Origin of the sequence: Acidovorax sp. SUPP950 (assembly GCF_030158935.1) — a bacterium.
In the GTDB taxonomy this organism is placed as follows: Bacteria; Pseudomonadota; Gammaproteobacteria; order Burkholderiales; family Burkholderiaceae_C; genus Paracidovorax.
Genome location: NZ_BQXE01000003.1, coordinates 282,499 through 304,485 on the forward strand (window position 1 = coordinate 282,499; position 21,987 = coordinate 304,485).

The 21,987-nt window shown below is 70.8% G+C and carries 25 protein-coding genes and 1 pseudogene; 14 read left to right on the forward strand and 12 right to left on the reverse strand.

All coding sequences use genetic code 11. The features are described from left to right. Nucleotides 1–47: 47 nt before the first annotated feature. Nucleotides 48–470: a hotdog fold thioesterase gene (locus AVME950_RS15075; RefSeq protein WP_284430440.1), complete on the forward strand. Its 423-nt coding sequence runs from the start codon at nt 48–50 to the stop codon at nt 468–470. 39 nt (nt 471–509) lie between these two features. Here AVME950_RS15075 and AVME950_RS15080 read toward each other — a convergent pair whose 3' ends face one another. Beyond that, a complete protein-coding gene (locus tag AVME950_RS15080; protein ID WP_284425189.1) occupies nt 510–1,082 on the reverse strand; it encodes a cob(I)yrinic acid a,c-diamide adenosyltransferase in 573 nt (190 codons plus the stop codon). A gap of 167 nt (nt 1,083–1,249) precedes the next feature. On the opposite strand from AVME950_RS15080, the gene AVME950_RS15085 reads away from it, so the two are divergent. Beyond that, nucleotides 1,250–1,630 carry an EF-hand domain-containing protein gene (locus AVME950_RS15085; protein ID WP_284430441.1) on the forward strand — a complete coding sequence of 127 codons (381 nt, stop codon included), beginning with the start codon at nt 1,250–1,252 and terminating at the stop codon, nt 1,628–1,630. 135 nt (nt 1,631–1,765) lie between these two features. Here the strand turns inward: AVME950_RS15085 and AVME950_RS15090 are convergent, their stop codons facing one another. The 8 genes from AVME950_RS15090 to AVME950_RS15125 form a co-directional block, all read right to left on the reverse strand. Then, nucleotides 1,766–2,566: an amino acid ABC transporter ATP-binding protein gene (locus tag AVME950_RS15090; RefSeq protein ID WP_284430442.1), complete on the reverse strand. Its 801-nt coding sequence runs from the start codon at nt 2,564–2,566 to the stop codon at nt 1,766–1,768. After that, nucleotides 2,553–3,203 (reverse strand): amino acid ABC transporter permease, encoded by a 651-nt coding sequence (locus AVME950_RS15095; protein WP_272566202.1) that lies wholly within the window; start codon nt 3,201–3,203, stop codon nt 2,553–2,555. Before AVME950_RS15095 ends, AVME950_RS15090 begins: the two co-directional genes overlap by 14 nt. Nucleotides 3,204–3,236: 33 nt before the next feature. Then, nucleotides 3,237–3,899: an amino acid ABC transporter permease gene (locus AVME950_RS15100; protein WP_284397113.1), complete on the reverse strand. Its 663-nt coding sequence runs from the start codon at nt 3,897–3,899 to the stop codon at nt 3,237–3,239. A 51-nt stretch (nt 3,900–3,950) separates the two neighbouring features. Continuing rightward, on the reverse strand, nt 3,951–4,760 hold the full coding sequence (locus AVME950_RS15105) for a transporter substrate-binding domain-containing protein (RefSeq protein ID WP_272566205.1): 810 nt from the start codon (nt 4,758–4,760) through the stop codon (nt 3,951–3,953). Then, nucleotides 4,757–5,518 carry a GntR family transcriptional regulator gene (locus tag AVME950_RS15110; protein WP_284397649.1) on the reverse strand — a complete coding sequence of 254 codons (762 nt, stop codon included), beginning with the start codon at nt 5,516–5,518 and terminating at the stop codon, nt 4,757–4,759. Before AVME950_RS15110 ends, AVME950_RS15105 begins: the two co-directional genes overlap by 4 nt. A 91-nt stretch (nt 5,519–5,609) precedes the next feature. Next, nucleotides 5,610–7,112, reverse strand: coding sequence for a carboxylesterase/lipase family protein (locus AVME950_RS15115; protein WP_284430443.1), 1,503 nt, complete (start codon nt 7,110–7,112; stop codon nt 5,610–5,612). After that, complete coding sequence (locus AVME950_RS15120) at nt 7,109–8,104, reverse strand: Bug family tripartite tricarboxylate transporter substrate binding protein (protein ID WP_284430444.1); 996 nt, start codon at nt 8,102–8,104, stop codon at nt 7,109–7,111. Before AVME950_RS15120 ends, AVME950_RS15115 begins: the two co-directional genes overlap by 4 nt. Before the next feature lie 76 nt (nt 8,105–8,180). Continuing rightward, entirely contained in the window at nt 8,181–8,852 is a 672-nt protein-coding gene (locus AVME950_RS15125) for a TetR/AcrR family transcriptional regulator (RefSeq protein ID WP_284430445.1), read from the reverse strand. Nucleotides 8,853–8,986: 134 nt separating this feature from the next. Here AVME950_RS15125 and AVME950_RS15130 point away from each other — a divergent pair, with 134 nt between their 5' ends. The 6 genes and pseudogenes from AVME950_RS15130 (at nt 8,987) to AVME950_RS15155 (ending at nt 14,804) form a co-directional block, all read left to right on the forward strand. Beyond that, complete coding sequence (locus AVME950_RS15130; protein WP_284405607.1) at nt 8,987–10,411, forward strand: FAD-binding oxidoreductase; 1,425 nt, start codon at nt 8,987–8,989, stop codon at nt 10,409–10,411. 41 nt (nt 10,412–10,452) lie between these two features. Then, the gene (locus AVME950_RS15135) at nt 10,453–10,878 is read left to right on the forward strand and encodes a hypothetical protein (protein WP_284430446.1); all 426 of its coding nucleotides are present in this window, start codon (nt 10,453–10,455) and stop codon (nt 10,876–10,878) included. 66 nt (nt 10,879–10,944) lie between these two features. After that, nucleotides 10,945–11,319, forward strand: coding sequence for a DUF485 domain-containing protein (locus AVME950_RS15140; protein ID WP_284430447.1), 375 nt, complete (start codon nt 10,945–10,947; stop codon nt 11,317–11,319). Nucleotides 11,320–11,449: 130 nt separating this feature from the next. Next, nucleotides 11,450–12,847: an MFS transporter gene (locus AVME950_RS15145; protein WP_284430448.1), complete on the forward strand. Its 1,398-nt coding sequence runs from the start codon at nt 11,450–11,452 to the stop codon at nt 12,845–12,847. Between the two features lie 34 nt (nt 12,848–12,881). After that, a complete protein-coding gene (locus AVME950_RS15150) occupies nt 12,882–13,727 on the forward strand; it encodes a shikimate dehydrogenase family protein (RefSeq protein ID WP_284430449.1) in 846 nt (281 codons plus the stop codon). A gap of 61 nt (nt 13,728–13,788) precedes the next feature. After that, a pseudogene (locus tag AVME950_RS15155) lies at nt 13,789–14,804 on the forward strand (aldo/keto reductase). Nucleotides 14,805–14,905: 101 nt separating this feature from the next. Here AVME950_RS15155 and AVME950_RS15160 read toward each other — a convergent pair. Next, nucleotides 14,906–16,192 (reverse strand): MFS transporter, encoded by a 1,287-nt coding sequence (locus tag AVME950_RS15160; RefSeq protein ID WP_284397137.1) that lies wholly within the window; start codon nt 16,190–16,192, stop codon nt 14,906–14,908. Between the two features lie 65 nt (nt 16,193–16,257). Between AVME950_RS15160 and AVME950_RS15165 the strand changes: the two genes are divergently transcribed. The 5 genes from AVME950_RS15165 (at nt 16,258) to AVME950_RS15185 (ending at nt 18,861) form a co-directional block, all read left to right on the forward strand. After that, the gene (locus AVME950_RS15165; protein WP_284430450.1) at nt 16,258–17,187 is read left to right on the forward strand and encodes an AraC family transcriptional regulator; all 930 of its coding nucleotides are present in this window, start codon (nt 16,258–16,260) and stop codon (nt 17,185–17,187) included. A gap of 46 nt (nt 17,188–17,233) precedes the next feature. Further along, nucleotides 17,234–17,389, forward strand: a complete 156-nt coding sequence (locus tag AVME950_RS15170) for a hypothetical protein (protein WP_284430451.1) — start codon at nt 17,234–17,236, stop codon at nt 17,387–17,389. Between the two features lie 149 nt (nt 17,390–17,538). Then, complete coding sequence (locus AVME950_RS15175) at nt 17,539–18,195, forward strand: flavin reductase family protein (RefSeq protein WP_284405594.1); 657 nt, start codon at nt 17,539–17,541, stop codon at nt 18,193–18,195. Nucleotides 18,196–18,269: 74 nt separating this feature from the next. Continuing rightward, a complete protein-coding gene (locus AVME950_RS15180) occupies nt 18,270–18,488 on the forward strand; it encodes a hypothetical protein (protein WP_272566235.1) in 219 nt (72 codons plus the stop codon). Between the two features lie 70 nt (nt 18,489–18,558). Then, nucleotides 18,559–18,861 carry a hypothetical protein gene (locus tag AVME950_RS15185; RefSeq protein ID WP_284430452.1) on the forward strand — a complete coding sequence of 101 codons (303 nt, stop codon included), beginning with the start codon at nt 18,559–18,561 and terminating at the stop codon, nt 18,859–18,861. Between the two features lie 60 nt (nt 18,862–18,921). Here AVME950_RS15185 and AVME950_RS15190 read toward each other — a convergent pair whose 3' ends face one another. Then, complete coding sequence (locus AVME950_RS15190) at nt 18,922–19,857, reverse strand: NADP-dependent oxidoreductase (protein WP_284430453.1); 936 nt, start codon at nt 19,855–19,857, stop codon at nt 18,922–18,924. A 43-nt stretch (nt 19,858–19,900) separates the two neighbouring features. After that, the gene (locus tag AVME950_RS15195; RefSeq protein WP_284430454.1) at nt 19,901–20,971 is read right to left on the reverse strand and encodes an alkene reductase; all 1,071 of its coding nucleotides are present in this window, start codon (nt 20,969–20,971) and stop codon (nt 19,901–19,903) included. Between the two features lie 91 nt (nt 20,972–21,062). Here AVME950_RS15195 and AVME950_RS15200 point away from each other — a divergent pair, with 91 nt between their 5' ends. Next, on the forward strand, nt 21,063–21,953 hold the full coding sequence (locus AVME950_RS15200; RefSeq protein WP_284430455.1) for a LysR family transcriptional regulator: 891 nt from the start codon (nt 21,063–21,065) through the stop codon (nt 21,951–21,953). The last annotated feature ends 34 nt before the right edge of the window (nt 21,954–21,987 follow it).

Consider the following 21,987-nt stretch of genomic DNA (forward strand, 5'->3'; position numbering starts at 1 on the left):
GGCCGCCCGCGGCGGGCGGGCCCCACCCACCAACGCAAGGAGTCCCCATGCCCATCTGGAAGCGCCCCATCGACCTGCCCACCGTGCAAGCCGGCAACGAAGGCACCGCCGTGTCCCACCTCGGCATCGAGTTCACCGAGATCGGCGAAGATTTCCTGCGCGCCCGCGTGCCCGTCGATGCGCGCACCAAGCAGCCCTTCGGGCTGCTGCACGGGGGCGTGAGCGTGGTGCTGGCCGAAACACTCGGCTCCGTGGGCGCGGTGTACGCCTCGCCCGAGGGCTGGCATGCCGTGGGCCTGGACATCAACGCCAACCACCTGCGCTCGGCCCGCAGCGGCTGGGTGACCGGCACCGCCAGGCCCGTGCACATCGGCCGCACCACGCAGGTATGGCAGATCGACATGGTCAACGACGAAGGCGAGCTGACCTGCGTGTCGCGCCTGACCATCGCCATGCTGGCGCCGCGCTGACCGCCGTGGCGGCGGATTTCAGGCCGGCGGCGGTGCCAGTCAGGCCGCGCCGGACTCCGAGCGCGCCAGGCGCTCGCTCTTCCAGTACACATCGTCGCCGCCATCCAGGCGGTTGAGCACGCGCGCCAGCACGAACATCAGGTCCGACAGCCGGTTGAGGTAGCGCCGCGGCGCATCGCGCACCGGCTCGGCCGCGCCAAGCGCCACCACCGCGCGCTCGGCGCGGCGGGCGACGGTGCGGCACACATGGGCCTGCGCCGCGGCGCGCGTGCCGGCGGGCAGGATGAATTCGGCCAGCCGCGGCAGCGCTGCATTGTGGGTGGCCAGGGCTTCGTCGAGCTGCGCGAGCGCCTCGTCCTTGAGCAGCTCGAAGCCGGGGATGGACAGCTCGCCGCCCAGATTGAACAGCTGGTGCTGCACGTCCGACAGCAGCGTGCGCACCTCGGCCGGCAACGGCTCGCACAGCAGCAGGCCGATGTGCGAATTGAGTTCGTCCACATCGCCCATGGCATGCGGGCGCGGGCTGTCCTTGGAGACGCGGGTGTTGTCGCCCAGGCCCGTGGTGCCGTCGTCTCCGGTGCGCGTGGCGATCTGTGTCAGTCGGTTGCCCATGGGCTGCTCCTTGTGCGTTGCAAGCCGCGCTGGAGGCGGCCGCGGGCATTGTGCGTTACAACCGGCAGGCAAATGTGTATCAGGGCAACAGCGGGCAAAATCACTGGCCGGGCACCGCAGGTTGCGGTGCAATGCAATCCTGTTCAACTTTCACGGAGCGTGAACCCATGGCAGCTCAGCAACGACGCACCCTTCCTTTCGACAGCCGCAGCGTGATGCTGTTCGCGGCGATCACCCTGGGAGGTGCCGCAGTGCATGCACAAACACCTTCCCCGACCCTCACCTCCCCGTCCAACCAACCTCCCCAGACCGCGTCGGGCACCTCCATGGGCCTGCATTCCGGCGCCAAGGGCGCCACCTTCGGCGGCTCGCAGCCCGCCGCACAAACTTCCAGCGCATTCGATCGCGTTGACAGCGACAAGAACGGACAGCTGACCCTGGCAGAGGCCGCTCGCCTGCCCGCCATCGGCAACCGTTTCAAGGAGCTCGACAAGGACCATAACGGTGCCCTGTCGCGCTCGGAATTCGAGGCCGGCGCCCACTCCTGACGCCGCCCGGAGCAACTACCACACGAACTCCACTCCACCCCGACGGGCCCGCATGCTGAGGAGGCATGCGGGCCTTGATGCGTGCGCGGGCACGGACGGCCCGCCGCCATTGGGGGGGCTGCCGGCGAGGGCGGCTCAATCCTTGAGGGACGACAGGAACTGCCGCAGTTCCGGCGTCTGCGGGTTGCCGAACAGATCCTGCGGCGGGTCCATCTCGTGCACGCGGCCCTGGTGCATGAAGATCACGCGGTTGCTCACCTTGCGGGCGAAGGCCATTTCGTGCGTGACCATCAGCAGGGTCATGCCCTCGCGGGCCAGCGACTCCACGACGCGCAGCACCTCGCCCACCAGTTCGGGGTCGAGGGCCGAGGTGATCTCGTCGCACAGGAGCACGGCCGGCTCCATGGCCAGCGCGCGGGCGATGGCCACGCGCTGCTGCTGCCCGCCCGACAGCTGGTCGGGCATGGCGTCGAATTTCTCACCCAGGCCCACGCGCTGCAGCAGCCGGGCCGCCTGTGCGGCCGCGTCCTTTTGCGAGCGCTGCTTGACCAGCGTGGGCGCCAGCATGACGTTGCGGCCCACCGAGAGGTGCGGAAAGAGATTGAAGTTCTGGAAGATCATGCCCACGCGCTGGCGCAGCTCGCGCATGGCCATGGCGCTGTCGTGCAGCAGCGGCTTGCCGTCCACCGTGAGCGCGCCGTCCTGGAAGGTTTCCAGGCCGTTGATGCAGCGCAGCAGCGTGCTCTTGCCCGAGCCGCTCTTGCCGATGATGGCGATCACCTCGCCGGGCTGCACCGTGAGATCGATGCCCTTGAGCACCTCGTTGGTGCCGTAGGACTTGCGCAGCGCGGTGACCTGCACGATGGGGCGGCCCGGCGGTGCGGACACGGCAGGCGCCACGGCGGGCGCGTCGGCCAGGGTTTCAGCGGCGGCCATGGAACTTCCTTTCGAGGTGTTGCGCATACAGGCTCACGGGAAAGCACAGCGCGAAATAGACGAGCGCCACGCAGGCGAAGACGGCGAACGGCTTGAAGGTGGTGTTGGCGATCATTCCCCCGGCCTTGGTCAGCTCCACGAAGCCGATCACCGAGGCCAGCGCCGTGCCCTTGACCACCTGCACCAGAAAGCCCACCGTGGGCGCCGTGGCGATGCGCACGGCCTGCGGCAGGATCACGTGGCGCATCTGCTCGCCGAACGACAGGGCCAGGCTGCCCGAGGCCTCCCACTGGCCCTTGGGCACGGCGGCCACGCAGCCGCGCCAGATCTCCACCAGGAAGGCGCTGGTGTAGAGCGTGAGCGCCACGGCGGCCGAGGTCCAGGCCGACACGTTGAGCCCGAGCAGTGCCAGGCCGAAGTACGACAGGAACAGCTGCATCAGCAGCGGCGTGCCCTGGAAGACCTGCACGTAAACGCCCACGGCACGCTCGGCCACGCGGCCGCCGGTGAGCCGGGCCACGAGCAGCAGCCCGCCCACCAGGCCGCCGCCGACGAAGGCGATCAGCGAAAGCACGACGGTCCAGCGCGCGGCCAGCAGCAGGTTGCGCAGGATGTCCCAGAAGGTGAAATCGACCATCTCGCGTTCCTATAAAAATGCCCGGGCCATGGCTCAGCGGCCGAAGAGAAAGCGCGGGCCCACCCAGTGCAGCAGCCGGCGCAGCGCGATCGAGAGCACGAGGTAGATGCCCGTGGCCACGATGAACGATTCGAAGGCGCGGAAGTTGCGGCTCTGGATCAGGTTGGCGGCGTAGCTCAGGTCCTGCACCGAGATCTGGCTGCACACCGCCGAGCCCAGCATCACGATGACGATCTGGCTCACCATGGCCGGCCACACCTTCTTGAGCGCGGGCGGCAGCACCACGCGCGTGAAGACCTGCACCCGCGACAGCGCCAGGCTCACCGCCGCCTCGATCTGGCCGCGCGGCGTGGCCTGGATGCCGGCGCGGACGATCTCGGTCGAGTAGGCCCCCAGGTTCATCACCATGGCGATGAACGAGGCCGCCTCCGGCGAGAGCTTCAGGCCCGCGGCGGGCAACCCGAAGAAGATGAAGAACAGCTGCACGATGAAGGGCGTGTTGCGGACCAGCTCCACATAGGCCGCCACGGGCCAGCGCAGCGCCGCCGGCCCCTGGGACCGTGCCCAGGCGCAGGCGATGCCCACCGCCATGCCCACCACGGTCGCCACGGCGGTGAGGGCCAGGGTCCAGGCCACGCCCGTGGCCAGCAGCGGCCACTGCGACAGCACGGCCATGAAGTCGAACTCGATGCGCATGGGCAGCCGATCAGGTCAACGGGTCAGGGGATGCGGGCGGCGCGAAGGGGCTCAGACCGGCAGGTCGCCGGCGGGGCGGCCCAGCCACTTCTTGGCCATGGTGTCCAACTCGCCACTCTTCTTGGCGCCGGCGATGATTTCATTGACCTTGGCCATCAGCGCGGCCTCGCCCTTGGGCAGGCCGATGAAGCACGGGCTGTCCTTGAGCAGCAGCTTGTACTCGGCCTGCAGCTGCGGGTTCTTCTGCATCATGTTGCCCGCCACCGAGGCGCTGGTGGCCACGAACTGCGTCTGGCCGGCCACGAAGGCGGCGATGGTGGCGTTGTTGTCCTCGAAGCGCTTCACGTCGATGCTGGGCGGGGCGACCTTGGCGAGTTCCTGGTCTTCCATGGCGCCGCGCGTGACCGCCACGCTCTTGCCAGCCAGGTCGCTCCAGGCCTTGGCCGTGAGGGACTTGGGCCCGAACACGGCCTGGTAGAAGGGTGCATAGGCCGAGGTGAAGTCGATGACCTTCTCGCGCTCGGGGTTCTTGCCCAGCGTGGAGATGACGAGATCGGCCTTCTTGGTCTGCAGGTAGGCGATGCGGTTGGCGCTGGTGACCGCGACCAGTTCCACCTTCACGCCCAGCTTGGCGGCGATGAGCTCGGCCATGTCGATGTCCAGGCCCTGGGGCTTGAGGTCGGTGCCGACGAAGCCGTAGGGCGGGTAGTCGGTGGGGATGGCGATCTTGATCGTCTTGGACTTCAGGATGTCGTCCAGCGCGGTCTGCGCCTGTGCAGGCGCCACGGCGCACACGAGGCCGGCGGCGGCCACGAGGCCCAGGGCCAGGCGGCGGGAGAGAAAGCGGGTGGCGAAGGTCATAGCAAGGCTCCTAGGTAGGTGGATGCGTCGCCCGGGGACGCGGCGGGGGAAGGGGAAGCGGAAGGGGCGGCCGGGCCACTGGCGGCGCCGGCGCGCACGGGCGCCAGCGCGCTGCGAAGGTGTTCGAGCGGATCGGCGCTGGCCTGCAGCCGCAGGGCGGACTGCACCGAGCCGATGTGCTCGGCCATCAGCGATTCGGCGCGGGCGATGTCGCCCGCCTCCAGTGCCTCGACGATGCGCACGTGGTCTTCGCACGATTGCGCCGCGTCGTGCGACGACTGGTACAGCATGGCGATGAGCGTGGTGCGCGCGGTGAAGTCGCGCAGCGTGTCGGCCAGCAGGCCGTTGCCCAGGCACTCGGCCAGGCACACATGGAAGTCGCCCAGCAGGAAGCTGCGCGCGCCCACGTCGCTGCCCGCCAGGGCCGCCTTCTCGCGCTGCAGATGGGCCCGCAGCTTGCGCACCGCGGCCTTGTCCACCGTCTTCAGCTGGTGCAGCAGGCCCAGCTCGATGACGCGGCGCGCCTCGAAGGCCTCGCGCGCTTCGTCCTCGGAGGGCTCGATCACGTACCAGCCACGGCGCGCGCTGACGGTGACGATGCCCCGCGTGGACAGCCGCGTGAGCGCCTCGCGCACGATGGTGCGGCTGCAGTCGAACAGCATGGCGAGTTGCTGCTCCCCCAGGCGCGCGCCGGGGGCGAGCTTCTGGGCCATCACGGCTTCGATGATGCGGTTGCTGATTTCGGTGGCGCTGGTCATTGCCACGGAACCACGCAGGTTCCGTGCCAACTGGTATACAAGCCAGATGCACCAGTTTGGCGACTGGCGGGCCGCCCCGGATCCGGTCAGTTCAAAGCACGCCGTCCCACGCGTCCAGCGTGGCGGAGGCCGGCGCCGGACCGCACCAGCCCAGGTCGTCGAAGAACTGCATCCAGGGCGTTCCGGGGCCGTGCTCCGGCCAGCCGGGGTCGCCCTGCACCACGAAGTCCGCCCACGCACCGTGCATGGCATCGGCCAGCGGCTGCGGCGGGGCATCGCCGGTCAACTCGCGCCCGGTGGACGTGGCCAGGCGGTCGAAGACGAACGGCAGGTCCACCCCGTGCGCGGCGCCCAGTTGCCCGCTGCACTGCGGCGAGCGCCATTCCAGCTCGTACCGGTGCACCGGCAGCCGGTTCGCGACGGCCAGGGCCGCGATGCGGCGCGCCGGCACGCGGTAGTAGTAGTCGGACTGCATGGCGCACAGCATCTCGCCCGCATGGGCGCCGCCCTCGCACGCGGGCAGGGCCGCATACGCCGCACGCGCCGCGGGCGGCAGGCCCGTGTCCCGCATGAAGGCCGTGACCTGTTCATCGGTCACGCGGTCGATGGCGCCGCCGGGCACGTGGTACAGGCGCATCTCCTCGGCATTGCTGCCCACCAGCACCTGCAGCGGCGGCCGCGACGGATCGGACCACTGGCGCTGCAGCGCTGCCAGCGGCGCCTGGGCGAGCACCTGACCGTCGATCACCGGGCGCAGCGGGAACACGTTGCGGCGGCTGATGCCGTGCTGGTCGCGCAGGGCCGCGTCCTCGGCCAGCCGGTGCACGGCGAACAGCACGTCCGCCGGCGGCGCCGCGCCCAGCGCCGCGAGCGTGGGGGCCACGCCCAGCAGCTGCGCCACGGCAGTGCGCACCACGGTGGCCTCTTCGACGGTCTGGCAGGCCACGCTCGGGCTTTGCAGGATGGCGCGCTGGAACAGGCCCTGCGCCGCCGGCATGCCCATCAGGCAGGCGATGGCGCCCGCGCCCGCCGACTGGCCGAACACCGTCACGCGCCCGGCATCCCCGCCGAAGGCCGCGATGTGCTCCCGCACCCAGTGCAACGCGGCCAGCAGGTCGAGCAGGCCCCGGTTGGCGGGCGCCTCACCACCGAAGTGCATGAAGCCGTCCACCCCCAGCCGGTATTGCAGCGAGACGAACACGATGCCCTTGCGAGCGAACGACGCGCCGTCGTACAGCGGGTCGCTCGCACCGCCGCGCAGAAAGCCGCCGCCGGGAATCCACACCATCACCGGCAGGTTCGCACCCGCGCGGGGCTCGGGGGTCCACACGTTCACCGCCAGGCAGTCCGGGCCGCCCAGCGGGCGGGCCCGGGCACCGCCGCCGCGCGGCCACTGGGGCGGCACCGGCGCGAAAGCCATCGCCTCGCGCAGGCCCGACCAGGCGGGGGCGGGCTGGGGGGCTAAAAAGCGCAGTGCGCCTTGCGGGGCCTGCGCATAGGGCACGCCGCGGAACACGGCGGCGCCATGGTCAAGGCGCCCCTGCAGCCCACCTCCGTGGGAAAGGTGCACGCACGGCACGGTATCCAGAGTCATTCAGTGGCCAATCCCAGTTTGTCGATCAACGGTTTCCAGACCGAAGTATCGCGTGCCGCCCAGGTGCGCGCATCCCCCGGGACGGACGCGGCCAGCGTCACGTTCATGGCCTCCATCCGCGCGCGGTAGGACGCATCGCCGCTGCGGCATTTCTCGGTCGCGGCGTTCAGCGTGCCCAGCAGCGCGGGCGGCGTGCCGGCCCGGGCCACCACGGCGATCCACGCGGTGCGGGCCAGGTCCTTGGCGGCCGGCAGGGCCTCGCCGATCGAGGGCACATCCGGCAGCAGGGGCGATCGCTGCGGCGCGAACACCGCCAGCGGCACGAGCTTGCCCGACCTGGCATGCGGCGCGGCCGTGCCGATGACCAGCGTCATCGCCTGGATCTGCTGGCCCATGAGGGCGGTGAGGCCGGCGCCTTCGCCCACGAAGGGCACGTGCGTGCCGGACACACCCATGCGGTCGAGCAGCGCCGACGTCAGCAGATGCGCCGGGCTGCCCTTGCCGGGCGAGCCGAAATCGAGCCCGCCCGGGTGGGCCCTGGCCTGGTCCGCCAGTTGCGCCAGCCGCGTGATGCCCAGCCCCGCCGGCACGGCCAGCACCAGCGGCGTGCTGCCCAGCACCGCCACGCTGTCGAAGTCGTGCAGCGGGTCGTAGGGCGGCTGCCGGTAGACGTAGGGCGTGATGGTCATCTGCGACATGCCGATGGTCATCAGCGTGTAGCCGTCGGCCGGCTGGGACTTGAGCGCATTGACCGCCAGGATGCCGTTGGCTCCCGGCTTGTTCTGCACCACCACGGGCTGGCCCATCTCGCGCGCGGCGCAGTCGGCCCAGGCGCGCGTCATCGCATCGGACGCGCTGCCCGGCGGCTGCTGGGCGATGAGCTGGATCGGCTTGGCGGGGTAGGCCGCGGGCTGGGCGCCGGCCGCGAAAGCCAGCGACGCGAACGCGGCGCCGGCCAGGGCGCGCCGTGCGCCTGTGCAAGGGGGGTTCATGGTGTGTCTCCTGTTGTCGTGATGGATGCCGGGTGCCCTGGGGTGCGCACGTGCCCGGGCCAGGGCACGGCGCCGGTCATGCCGCGCGCGGGGGCCTGGCGCGGGGTCGGGGTTTCGATGCCGGAGCGCCCGCGCGGGCCAGGCCGTCGCAGCGCTGCGCGATGAGCGTGGCCAGGCAATCGAGCTGCGCATGGGCGGCTTCGTCGGCGGGGCGGAACATCTCCAGCAGGCCCAGGCCGCGCAGGGTGGAGAACACCAGCCCCACGAACCCCTCGCGCTCCGGGTCGCCCGCCAGTTCGGGAAACGCCTCGAAGAACCCCGTGTGCATGCGCGCATTGAGGTCCTGGCGCAGCGCGGCGATGTGCGCCACCACCTCGGGCTGGTTGCGGCTGCCCAGGTAGATGTTCCACGCCGCCATGAAGCGCGGCTGGGCATAGACGATGTGCCACGCGGACCGCACGAAATGCCGCGCGCGCTGCAGCGCCGGCAGCGATGCGGCGGGCCACAGCAGGCCCTCGCGGTCCTGCGCCGCGATCAGCTCGGCGAGCACGCGCATCATCAGCGCGGCCTTCGACTCGAAGTGGTGCTGCACCGCCCCCGACGTCATTCCCGCCGTGCGGGCCAGTTCATGGATCGACATGGCCTCGAAGCTGCGCGACTGGATGACCTCGATGGCCGTGGCGATCAGGCGCTGCTGCGTGGCGGCGCTGCGCTCGGCATGGGTGCGGCGGGGCGTGCGGTGGATCATCGGCGGCAAACGTTATACATTTCGAACGTAATGTAAATACGCGGCAGCGAGACCGTCAATCCCGGGCAATCCCCTGCCTGCGACGGGCTGCCTACAATGAAAAAGCCGCACCCATTCCAGCCTGGAGACACGCCATGAACGCCCCCGCCGCCGCCAAGCACCTGCTTCCCGAAATCCACCTGCGCCCCGTTCCGCAGGCACTGCTCGACGCACTGGCCGCCCGCTTCGGCGCGCAGTGCTCCACGGCACAGGCGGTGCGTGAACAGCACGGTCGCGACGAGGGCTCGCTCAAGGCGCCGCCCCCCTCGGCCGTGGTGTTCGCCGAAACCACGCAGGACGTGGCCGACGCCGTGAAGCTCGCCGCGCAGCACGACGTGCCGGTGATTCCGTACGGCGCGGGCTCCTCGCTCGAAGGCCACCTGCTGGCCGTGCAGGGCGGCATCAGCATCGACGTGAACCGCATGAACCGCGTGCTCAGCGTCGATGCCGACGACCTCACCGTGACCGTGCAGCCCGGCATCACGCGCAAGCAGCTCAACGATGCCATCAAGGACACGGGCCTGTTCTTTCCCATCGACCCCGGCGCGGACGCCAGCATCGGCGGCATGTGCGCCACCCGCGCCAGCGGCACCAATGCCGTGCGCTACGGCACCATGCGCGAGAACGTGCTGGCCCTCGAAGTGGTCACGGCCGGCGGCGAGGCCATCCGCACCGGCACACGCGCCAAGAAGAGCGCGGCGGGCTACGACCTCACCCGCCTCCTGGTGGGCAGCGAAGGCACGCTGGGCGTGATCACCGAGGTCACCGTGCGCCTGTACCCGCTGCCCGAGGCCGTGTCGGCCGCCATCTGCTCGTTCCCGAGCATCGAGGCCGCCGTGCGCACCACCATCCAGACCATCCAGCTGGGCGTGCCGATCGCGCGCGTGGAGCTGATCGACGCGCACACCGTGCGCATGGTCAACGCCCACAGCAAGCTGGGCCTGCGCGAGGAGCCCATGCTGCTCATGGAATTCCACGGCTCGCCGGCTGGCGTGAAGGAGCAGGCCGAGGTGGTGCAGGAGATCGCGGCCGAGTTTGGCGGCAACGCGTTCGAATGGGCCACCACCCCCGAGGAACGCACCCGCCTGTGGACCGCGCGGCACAACGCCTATTTCGCCGCGGTGCAAAGCCGCCCTGGCTGCCGCGCCATCAGCACCGACACCTGCGTGCCCATCAGCCGCCTGGCCGACTGCCTGCTCGACTCGGTGACCGAGGCCGACGCGAGCGGCATCCCCTACTTCCTCGTCGGCCACGTGGGCGACGGCAACTTCCACTTCGGCTACCTGATCGACCCCGAAAGCGCCGAAGAGCGCCTGAAGGCCGAGGACCTGAACCACCAGCTCGTCGCCCGCGCCCTGCGCCTGGGCGGCACCTGCACGGGCGAGCACGGCGTGGGCCTGCACAAGATGGGCTTCCTGCTGGACGAGACCGGCGCGGGCGCGGTGGACATGATGCGGGCCATCAAGCGCGCGCTGGACCCGAAGAACATCCTGAATCCGGGCAAGATCTTCGCGCTGTGACGCGGGCGGCCGAAGGCCGGCCCCTTGCAGCGATTCAAAACATGGCACGTTCTCCGGACGGAACCCACCGGGCGGCGCTGCGCTTCGAAGGCGAGATCCGGTTCGGCCCGGAGTACTTTCGCCTGTCGATCGACGGCCGCGGCATCCCGCACCGGATCTTCGGCCAGCCCCTCCAATGGTCGCCCGACTCGCGCTTTCTGGCCGCGCAGGAATGGCTGACCACCGACTACGCCGCAGGGCCCATCACCTGCGCTGCGCTGATCGACGTGGACGGGTGGAAGATCGCCCGGCTGGAGGTGCTGGCCAAGGGGTTTGCGCAGGACTTCCAATGGGACGCGGCCACCCTTCGGTACCAGCAGGCCTTTGCGGCCCGATCCACGGCCCGGTGCGCCCGGGTGGCACTGGAATCGGTGGAGGGCTGGGCGCCCATCGACGCCGCCCCGCCGCTTCCAGCCGATGGGGCATGACGCCTGGGGCCGCCGCGCCTGCAACGCTAAAGTCCGCGTGATGGCCACCAACCACCCGGAGAATCCATGAAGTGCTTCGTACACCAGGGCGCCGACGCCGTGGGCACCTGCCGCGCCTGCAACAAGGGGGTCTGCCCGGCCTGCGCCAAGGACCTGGGCCATTCCATCTGCTGCAGCCAGGGCCCTTGCGAGACCAAGGCGCGCACGCTGGATTCGCAGGTCGCGCAAAGCAGCGTGGTGCTGGCCGCGCAGCGGCGCAACCGCTTCCTTGCGCCCCTGTTCTTCATCGCTGCCGGTGCCCTGTTCATCGCCTTTTCCGGCAGCGGCAAAGGGCCATGGTTCGGTTTCGGCCATGCCTTCGGGCTGGGGTTCATCGTTTTCGGCATCGTCCTGGGCATCGCCAGCCACCGGTACGCCAGGGAGCTCGAACGCAAGGCCTGATGCACCGCCGGCCAGCGCCATCCGCCATGCACGGATGGCCAAAAGGCACCCCAAGGCATGAGATGCTCCGCCAAACGCCCAACGCAGGCTTTTGCGTCCATCCAACCATTCCAACAGGGGAGACAAACCCATGCCAGACCACCACGCCGCCGACAGCGGCTTACAGCAAACGCGCAAGGCCACCGCCAGTGGCTGGATCGGCTCGGTGCTGGAGTACTACGACTTCTTCATCTACGCCACCGCCGCGTCGCTGATCTTTCCGCAGATCTTCTTTCCCGCAGGCAACCCGACGGCGGCCATCGTGGCCTCGCTCGCCACCTACGGCGTGGGCTACGTGGCCCGGCCCATCGGTGCCCTGGTGCTCGGCCACTGGGGCGACACCCATGGCCGCAAGCAGGTACTGGTGCTGTGCATGTTCCTGATGGGCTTTTCCACCCTGGCCGTGGGCCTGCTGCCCACCTATGCGCAGGCCGGCCTGCTGGCCCCGGCGATGCTCGTGGTGCTGCGCCTGATCCAGGGCTTCGCGGTGGCCGGCGAGATCTCGGGGGCCAGCTCGATGATCCTGGAGCACGCGCCGACCGGGCGGCGGGGCTTTTATGCCAGCTTCGCGCTGCAGGGCGTGCAGGCAGGGCAGGTGCTGGCGGCGGCGGTGTTCCTGCCGCTGGCGTATTTCCTGCCGGCCGAGCAGTTCAACACCTGGGGCTGGCGCGTGCCGTTCCTGCTGAGCTTCATCGTCATCCTGGTGGGCTACTACATCCGCCGCGAAGTGCAGGAAACCCCCGTGTTCACCGCCGAGCGCCGGCAGGGCGCCGTGCCGCGCGCACCCATCGTGCAGGCGTTCCAGGAGAACGGGCCGAACATGCTGCGCGTGGTGTGCATGGCGCTCATGAACGTGATTCCGGTGGTGGCGACGGTGTTCGGCGCGGCCTATGCCGTGCAGCCGGGCTATGGCGTGGGCTTCGACAAGAGCGTGTACCTGTGGATTCCGGTGCTGGGCAACATCGTCGCGGTGCTCGTGATCCCGCACGTGGGCAACCTGTCGGACCGCATCGGCCGGCGCCCGCCGATCATCGTGGGCGCGCTGCTGTCGGGGCTGCTGGCGTTCCTGTACCTGTATGCCATCAGCATCCACCACGTGCCGATGGCGATCGGCATGTCGCTGCTCATGTGGGGCGTGGTGTACCAGGGCTACAACGCGGTGTTCCCGAGCTTCTACCCCGAGCTGTTCCCGGCCCGCACCCGCGTGACCTCGATGGCCATCTCGCAGAACGTGGGCACCACGCTCGCGGCCCTGCTGCCCGCGCTGTTCGCCGCCGTGGCGCCGCCCGGCTCCACCAACGTGCCGGCCACCGTGGGCGCGATCGCGTTCGGCGTGACGGCCATCGCGGCGCTGGCCGCGTGGTCGGCGCGCGAGACCTTCCGCATTCCCACGCAGGACCTGGGCCAGCCCGATGCCCAGCCCCTGTCCGAAGCCGCCTACGAACAGGCCCGCCAGGAAGCCCTGCGCAGCCACGGGCGCGGCCGCTGAAAGACCCACGGCAATCGGCCCACCATCGTTCCCCATGCAGCAGCAAACCATCAACGGCAGCACCCGCCTGATCGCCCACCTGGGCTACCCGACCGAGGCCTTCAAGGCCCCGATGATCTACAACCCGTGGTTCGCGCAGCAGGGCATCAACGCCCTGGTGGTGCCCATGGGCGTGCAGGCCGAGGACTACCCCGCCACCCTGCAGGTGCTGCGCCGCATGACCAACTGGCACGGCGCGCTGGTGACCATGCCGCACAAGGTGAGCACGCTGGCGCTGGTGGATGCGCTCACGCCCACGGCGCGCATCGCCGGGGCCTGCAATGCCATCGTGCGCCGACCCGACGGCACGTTGCTGGGCGACCAGTTCGACGGCGCCGGCTTCGTGCGCGGCGTGCAGCGCAAGGGCCTGGCCCTGGCGGGCCGGCGCGCGCTGGTGTCCGGCAGCGGCGGGGTCGGGTCGGCCATCGCCGCCTCGCTGGCGGCTGCGGGGGTGTCCGAGCTGGCCCTGTTCGACGTGGACGGCCACCGCGCGCAGGCGCTGGCCGACCGGCTGCGGCAGCACTACCCCGCCCTGCGCACGGCGGTGGGCCGCAACGACCCCGCCGGCTTCGACCTGGTCGTGAACGCCACGCCCCTGGGCATGCGCGAGGACGACCCCCTTCCCTTCGACGTGGACCGCATCGCCCCCGGCACCTTCGTGGGCGAGGTGGTGATGGCGCAGGCCCACACCCCGCTGCTGCAGGCCGCGATGGCCCGGGGCTGCCCGGTGCAGCAGGGCACCGACATGCTGTTCGAGATGATTCCCGCGTACCTGGAGTTCTTCGGCTGGGGCGGCGCCACGCCCGAGGCGCTGCGTGCGGTGGCGCGCATCGTGTATTGACTGGTGCCTGCCCGGCCGCTACCGTCACGCCACCTTCCGCTTCGCACACCAGCGCCATTCGATGCCCACCACCCCCCGCTCCCTCGGCCCCTTCCAAGTCCACCCCATCGGCCTGGGCTGCATGAACCTCAGCCATGCCTACGGCGTACCGGCCTCGCGCGAGCAGGCCGAGCGGGTGCTGCTCACCGCGCTCGACGAGGGCGTGACGCTGTTCGACACCGCGGCGCTCTATGGCTTCGGGGCCAACGAGACACTGGTGGGCGAGATCCTCGCGCCGCACCGCCAGCGCATCACGCTGGCGAGCAAGTGCGGCATGCAGGGCGTGGACGCCAACGGCGACGGTAAGCTGGTGCGCGTGATCGATGGCCGCCCCGCCACCTTGCGCGCGACCTGCGAGGCCAGCCTGCGCCGGCTGCGCACGGACGTGATCGACCTGTACTACCTGCACCGCTGGGACCGGCGCGTGCCCATCGAAGACAGCGTGGGCACGCTGGGCGATCTGGTGCGCGAGGGCAAGATCCGCGGCGTGGGCCTGTCGGAGGTGTCGGCCGCCACGCCACGCTGCGCCGCGCGCATGCCGAATACCCCATCACCGCGCTGCAGACCGAATATTCGCTGTGCACGCGCAACCCCGAGATCGCCGTGCTGCAGGCCTGCCGCGAGCTGGGCACGGCGTTCGTGGCGTTCAGCCCGCTGGCGCGGGGCTTTCTGGGCGGCGCGCTGCGCGATGTGTCCACGCTGGCGCCGGGCGACATCCGCCGCACGATGCCCCGCTTCGCGCCCGAGGCCTACGCGGCCAACCTGCGGCTGCTGGGCGCCTACGAGGCCCTCGCCCGCGAGGCCGGCTGCACGCCCGCGCAGCTGGCCCTGGCCTGGCTGCTGGCGCAGGGGCCGGAGATCATCCCGATTCCGGGCACCACGAGCGTGGCGCACCTGCGCGACGACCTGGGCGCGGCGGAGGTGCGACTGCCGCCCGAGCTGCTGGCGCGGCTCGATGCGCTCGTGCATGACCGCGCCATGGCGGGCGACCGCTACCCGCCCCAGGCACAGGCCGAGGTGGATACCGAAGCGTTCTGAGCCCCAAAGCACATTGCTACACTTTTAATAGCAATATGCCCTAGTGGAATCTGCACTGGAGCCCTGAAAGGCTCGAAGCCCTTCCGCCGGCGCCCCCCGCGTCAGGCGGCCATGGGCCGGGCCGCGCGGGCCCGGGCCGCCACGCCCGCACCGACCACGCCGGCCGAGGCCACGCCCAGCACCAGCGCCGCGGCCGATCCATAGAAGATCCCGTGCGCCGCGCCGCGGTCCAGCAGCGCGCCAAAGATCGGGGCTGCCACGCAAAAGCCCAGGTCCAGGCCCGAATACACCGTGCCATAGACCCGGCCCGTCGCCCCGGGGGGCGCGGCCCGCTTGATGAGCATGTCGCGCGAGGGGCCCGCCAGGCCCGTGCCCAGGCCCGCGATGGCGGCGAACGCCACGGCGCCCATGCCGGGCAGCCAGCCGGTGCCCACCAGCAGCAGCAGCACGCCGGTGGCCAGCAGGCACACGGTGATGATGCCCTCCAGCCGCGCCACGCGGCCGGCGAGAAAGCCGCCCACCACCATGCCGGCGGCGCCGCACAGCATGTAGCCCGTGACCACCATGGAGGTCACCGCCAGCGGCAGGCCGTACATCTGCTGCAGCGCGGGGCTGGCGAAGCTCTGGATGGCGCTCAGGGCGCAGGTGGTCCAGAAGAAGAACGAGAAGCACAGCCACACCGAGGGCAGCTTGAGGAAGGCCATGGGGTGCTCGGCCACGGCCGCAGCGCCCGGCGCGCCGGCGGTGCCGGGCTTGGGCGCGTGGGCCCAGGCGCCCTGGCGGTCATCGAGCGCGTCGCGCTGCCACACCATGATGGCCAGCACCACCGCCGCCAGCGCGGCCCCGCACAGGCAGGCGGTGCGCCACGATCCGGTGGCCGCGGCGATCCCGGCCATGAAGACCGGCGCCGTGGCCCAGCCCAGGTTGCCCGAGATGCCGTGCACCGAAAAGCCGTGGCCCAGGCGCTGCGGCGACACGCGCTTGTTCAGGATGGTGAAGTCCACCGGATGGAAGGGCGCATTGCCCAGCCCCGCCAGCGCCGCCGCCAGCATCAGCCCCGCATAGCCCTGCGCCGTGCCGGCCACCAGGCCCGCCACGGCGAAGCTGGACAGCGCGAAGAACAGGATGGGGCGCGCGCCCACCCGGTCCACCAGAAAGCCCGACAGCGCCTGGCCCACGCCCGAGATCACGAAGAACACCGACACCAGCAGCCCCAGCTCCGAGTAGTTGAAGCCGAACTCCGCGATCAGGAACGGAAACAGCGGCGGCAGCAGCATGTGAAAGAAATGCGAGGAGCCGTGGGCCAGGCCGATGAGGCCGATGGTGCGGGCGTCCTGGCGCAGCGTGCCGGCGGGCGCTGCGGGGTGGGGGGATGCGGTGGAGGTCATGGCAGCGATCTTAGGCAGCGGCGCGGCGGCAGGTTGACGATAGACTGCCAACTTCTGTCGCGATCATGCCAAGCACCGCCCATTCCACTCCCGCGCCGGCCCCCAGCGCCGCACCGCGCCCGCGCCGCGCGGTGTCGTACGTCAGCTCGCTCACGCCCGACCTGTTCGTGCCCGCCGGCACGCGCCCGGTGCGCGCCAAGGCCCGCTGGCTGCCCGCCGACACGCAGGTGCTGCCCCACCGCCACCCGTGGGCGCAGGTGGCGATCTCGACCACGGGGGTGATCCGCCTCACCGCGGCGCAGGGCACCTACATCGTGCCGCCCTCGCGCGCGCTGTGGATTCCGCCCGGCGTGGAGCATGCCGTGACCATGGTGCAGGACGCCGACCTGCGCACCCTGTACTTCCACCAGCCGCGCGGGCGCTGCGGGCCGGGCGTGCCCATCGGCGCGGCGCGCGCGGACGACGCGGCCTGGCGCCAGTGCCGCGTGCTGGAGGTGTCGCCCCTGCTGCGCGCCCTGGTGTGCGAGATGCCCTTCGAGCCCGACGACAGCGCCACGCCCCCGACGCCCGAGCTGCTGCGGCGCGAGCGCCACCTGAGCGCCCTGATCTGCGAGGAACTGCGCCGCGCCGCCGCCCTGCGCCTGGGCGTGGACCTGCCGCGCGACAAGCGCCTGCTGCACCTGTGCGAGGCCGTGCTGGCCGACCCCACGCGCCACGAGGCCCTGGAGGACTGGGCGCGCGACACCGGTGCCAGCCCGCGCACCGTGGCGCGGCTGTTCCGCGCCGAGCTGGGCAGCACCTTCACGCAGTGGCGCCAGCAGGTGATCCTGGCCAAGGCGGTGGCGCTGGCTGCCGAGCGCCTGCCCGTGGGGCAGATCGCGGCCGAACTGGGCTACAGCGCCAGCGCCTTCAGCGCCATGGTGCGGCGGGCGGTGGGCATGCCCCCGGCCCGCTTTCTGGGCCTGCAGTCGCCCGCGGGCCTGGGCCCGGGGTAGCGCCAGCGCGCGATCGATCAGCCCACGGGGCCGCGCGAGCGGCGGCGTGCGCGGATGCCAGGCCGCCTACGCCGTGGGGCGCCACCTGGCCGCCGGCATCGCCATCGGCCTGCTGCACGGCGACATCGCCCTGCCCGGCACCGTGCCGGCGGCGGACCTGGGCGAGCTGCTGGGCGCGGTGGCCGCCTGCCTGCTGGACTGAAGGCGCCCGGGCAGGCGGTGAAGGGGGCGTTCGCAGCCTTTTCGAACCTTTCAGGCCGCACGCCGGGAGATTGATTGCCCTGTTAGCTATGAAAATAGTAGCAAATGCCCTGGCCGGCGAATCCGCAACCGTTTGTGTATCGTGCAGGCATGACGACCGCCACCTCCCCCCACGACGACGCCCCGGCCGCCTCCGGCATCCACAGCTACGAGCCGCGCCAGGGCCACGGCCTGCCGCACGACCCCTTCAACGCCATCGTGGGGCCGCGCCCCATCGGCTGGATCGCCTCGCGCAGCGCGGCCGGCGTGCTCAACCTGGCGCCCTACAGCTTTTTCAACGCCTTCAACTACACGCCGCCCATCATCGGGTTCGCCAGCATCGGCGCCAAGGACACGCTCGCCAACATCCAGGCCACGGGCGAGTTCGTCTGGAACCTGGCCACCCGCCCGCTGGCCGAGGCCATGAACCGGACCTGCGCCGCCGTGCCGCCCGAGGTGGACGAGTTCACGCTCGGCGGCCTCACCCCCGCGGCCTCGCGGATCGTGTCCGTGCCCCGCGTCGCCGAAAGCCCGGTGGCCATGGAATGCCGCCGCACGCAGATCGTGCAGCTCGAGGGCGCGGACGGAGAGAAGGTTCCCACCTGGCTGGTGCTGGGCGAGGTGGTGGCGGTGCACATCGACCGCGCGCTACTCAAGGACGGGGTGTACGACACGGCCCATGCCGGGCACATCCTGCGCGCGGGCGGCCCGGCGGACTATTTCACGGTGGGGCCGGAGCAGCTGTTCAAGATGCACCGGCCGCGCTGAGCGGGCCTGGGCGGGGCCGGCCAGCGGCTATGCTCCACCAACCCTTTTCCATTCCACTGCAGAGAACCGACACCATGAACCCCACCCGACTGATCGCCATCGTTTTGATCGTGGCCGGCGCCCTGGGCCTGGCCTACGGCGGCTTCAGCTACACGAAGGACACCACCGTGGTGAAGGTCGGTCCGCTGGAGATCTCGGCCAAGGAGAAGGAGACCGTCAACATCCCGCTGTGGGTGGGCATCGGCGCCATCGCCGTCGGCGGCCTGCTGCTGGTGCTGGGCGCGAAAAAGTGATGGGGATGCGCGGCCCGCAGCCGGCCCCTGCGCGGTGCGGGGCGGCTGCGATGGAACGGGACGGCCCGGCATGAGGGCCACCGCGCTGCGCCGCTTCGCCGTGCGCTGCTGGTTCGGCCTGCTGTGCATCGTCCTCGGTCTTGCGCCGGTGCTGCTGCTCTTGCTGTCGTGGCCGCTGCTGCGCCTGCTCGGCTGCGAAGGCAACGAGGGCTCGGGCATGCAATGCGCCGCGGCCCCCGGGCTGTCGGACGCGGCGTATTCGGTGCTCATGATCGGTGCGTGGGGGTCGATGTTCACGCTGCCCTCGGCGCTGATGCTGTACCTGGCCAGGGTGGGGGTGCGCTGGCTGGCGCGCCCGCCGGCGCAGCGGTAAGGCCGGCGCGATACACCGCCGAAGACGTTCGCCTCCCAGGCATTCGCGGCCGGAGACCGATCAGCGCGTGAAGTCGGCCACCACCTTGCCGATGCGGGGGCCGGTGCGACTGCGTTCGATGGCTGCCGGAATGCCGTTGAAGCACACGGTATCGCTCAGCTTCGAGATCAGCGAGCCTTGGGCAATTTCCTGCGCGAACTGCGCCAGGAGCACCGCGTCCGCCTGGTTGACGAACCACAGTCCGCGACGGCCGGCAGGGGTGCGTGCGGCGATGTCGGGCGCGGCCGCGCTGACGATGGCGCCGCCTTCGGCCAGCACGGCCCACGAGCGATCGAGCGCCTCGCCGCCAACGTAGTCCAGCACCAGGCCGATGCCCTGCGCCACCGACTCGAAACGCTCGCTTCGGTGGTCGATGGCGTGGTCCGCGCCCAGGCTTCGGACATGGTCGAGGTGCGCTGCGGAGGCCGTGGCGAAGACCTCGGCGCCGGCCCGCTTGGCGTACTGCACGGCATAGCCGCCCAGCCCTCCCGCAGCGCCGTGGATCAGGATGCGCTGGCCTGCCGCGATGGGCCCCGCCTGGTGCAGGCTCTGCCAGGCCGCGACGGCCGCCACGGGGATGCCGGCGGCCTGGACATCGTCCAGCCCCGCGGGCGTGTGCACCAGGTTCGCCTCGGCCACCGGCACGAATTGCGCGTACGCGCCGAGCCGGCCCAGCGGGCCCATGACGCGGTCGCCGACCCGAAAGCGCGAGGCCCCCGGTCCGACGGCCTCGACGGTGCCGGCCAATTCGATGCCGAGCACGGCGGGCAGGGGAATCGGGAAAGCCTTCTGGACCAGGCCTTCGCGGACTTTCCAGTCGATGCCGTTCACGCCGGCCGCGCGAACCCGGACCAGCACCTGGCCGTCGCCGGCGGAGGGTTTCGGGATCTCGCCGATCTCGGCGGCCGACGCGCCGCCGTAGGCGCGGATCAGGACCGCGCGTTGGGTCGTGGTCATGGGAGGTTCTCCTGTCCAGGTGTCGATGGCGGGGCGCGCCGTTTCAGGCGGCTGCGCCGGCCAGGCCCGGGTAATCGGTGTAGCCCTTGGCACCACCGCCGTAGTAGGTGTTGTGGTCCGGCGCATTCATCGGGGCGTTGGTTTTCAGGCGCTCGACGAAGTCGGGGTTGGCCAGCACCATCTGTCCGTAGGCCTCCAGATCGGCCAGGCCCGACGCCAGGTCGGTGCCGATCTGCTCGCGTGCACGCCCCGGGCGGTTCACGATGAGCGTGCCGCGCCAGAGCTTGCGAATGTCCGCCACCAGGGCTTCGTCGCCCACGTGCATCACATGCACATAAGCCAGGCCCAGCCGGGAGAGTTCGGCGCTCAGGTAGCGGTACAGGGCCGGCCCTTCGGGCCCCTCATCGATGCCCCCCAGCTGGGCGCCGGGCGACAGGCGAATGGCGGTACGGTCCGCGCCGATTTCCTCGGCGATCGCGGTGGCCACTTCGATGGCGAAACGGGCGCGGTTCTCGAACGATCCGCCGTACTGGTCGGTGCGGGTGTTGGCGCTCGGGGCGAAGAACTGCTGGACCAGATAGCCATTGGCACCGTGGATTTCGACGCCGTCGGCACCCGCTTCGATCGCCCGCCGGGCGGCCCGGCGAAAGTCCGCCACGGTGTGTTGGATCTCCTCGGTGGTCAGCGCGCGTGGCTCGGGGATGGGCTGCATGCCCGTCATCGTGAACATCGGCGCGCCGGGTGCGATCGCCGAAGGCGCCACCGCCTGCCGGTGGTGGGGCGTGTTGTCGGGGTGCGATATGCGGCCCACGTGCATGAGCTGGATGAACAGCCGCGCGCCCTTGGCGTGCACGGCGGCAGTGATGGCCTGCCAGCCGGCCACATGGGCATCGGTGTAGATGCCGGGGGTGGTGAGGTAGCCCTGGCCGTCGTCGGAAGGCTGCGTGCCTTCGGAGACGATCAGCCCGACATCGGCGCGCTGCGCGTAGTAGGTGGCCGCGAGGGCCGTGGGCGTGCCGTCGGGCGCGGCACGGGAACGCGTCATCGGCGCCATCACGAGGCGGTTCGAGAGGGTGTAGCGGCCGACGGTGGCAGGGCTGAAAAGGGCGGTCATGGGTTTCTCCGGTTGCGACGCTGCATCTTCGATTAACCTACCCATGAGATAAAGATGGTTTGGCGGGAATGATTGATCCAATATTGACGCAATGGCCCTCGAATACCTGAACGACATGGCGCTTTTCGTGGAGGTGGTGAAAGCCAAGAGCTTTCGCGCGGCCGGCGATGCGACCGGGGTGCCCAACTCGACCTTGTCGCGCCGGATCGGCGCGCTGGAGACATCGATCGGCCTGCGCCTGCTGCACCGCACGACCCGCAGGATCGAGCTGACCGAAGCGGGACAGATCTACTACGAGCGCTGCCGGCGCATCGTCGAGGAGGCGCGGATCGCGCACGAGCAGCTGGGCGACCTGCTGGCCCAGCCCAGCGGGGTGCTGCGCGCCTCGCTGCCGGTGGACTTTGCGACCATCTACGTGGCGCCGCTGATCGCGGAGTTCGCCCGCCGCTATCCGGGCATCGCCTTCGATCTGGACCTCAGCCCGCGCCGGGTGGACCTGGTGGCCGAGCCCTTCGATGTGGCCATCCGCATGGGCGAGCAACCGGACTCGACGCTGGTCGCGCGCCAGCTGGCCCGCCTGACCACCCACCTGTACGCATCGCCCCGCTACCTGCAGGCAGCGGGCGAGCCCGCAGACCCCGCCGCGCTGTCACAGCACGTGTGCATCGGCTCTCCGAAGCTCGGCCCATGGGTGCTGAACGCCAACGAGGGAGGGGCCACCGTGGAAGTCGCTATCGGCCAGCGCTTCAAGGTCAACAGCGTGGGGATGTGCCGCAGCCTGGCCGTGCTGGACCAGGGCATCGCGCTGCTGGCGGAAGGCGTCGTCGCGGACCACGTGGCCGAGGGGCGCCTGCGCCGCATCCTGCCCGGCTGGTACGGAACGCCCGTCCCGGTCTACGCCTTGACCGAAACGCGGCTCCTGCCGGCGAAAACGCTGCGTTTCATCGAGTTCCTGCAGGAGCGCCTGGCCACCGGTGCGTGAAGCCGGCCGCATGGTGCCCGCTCGGCCGCCCCGG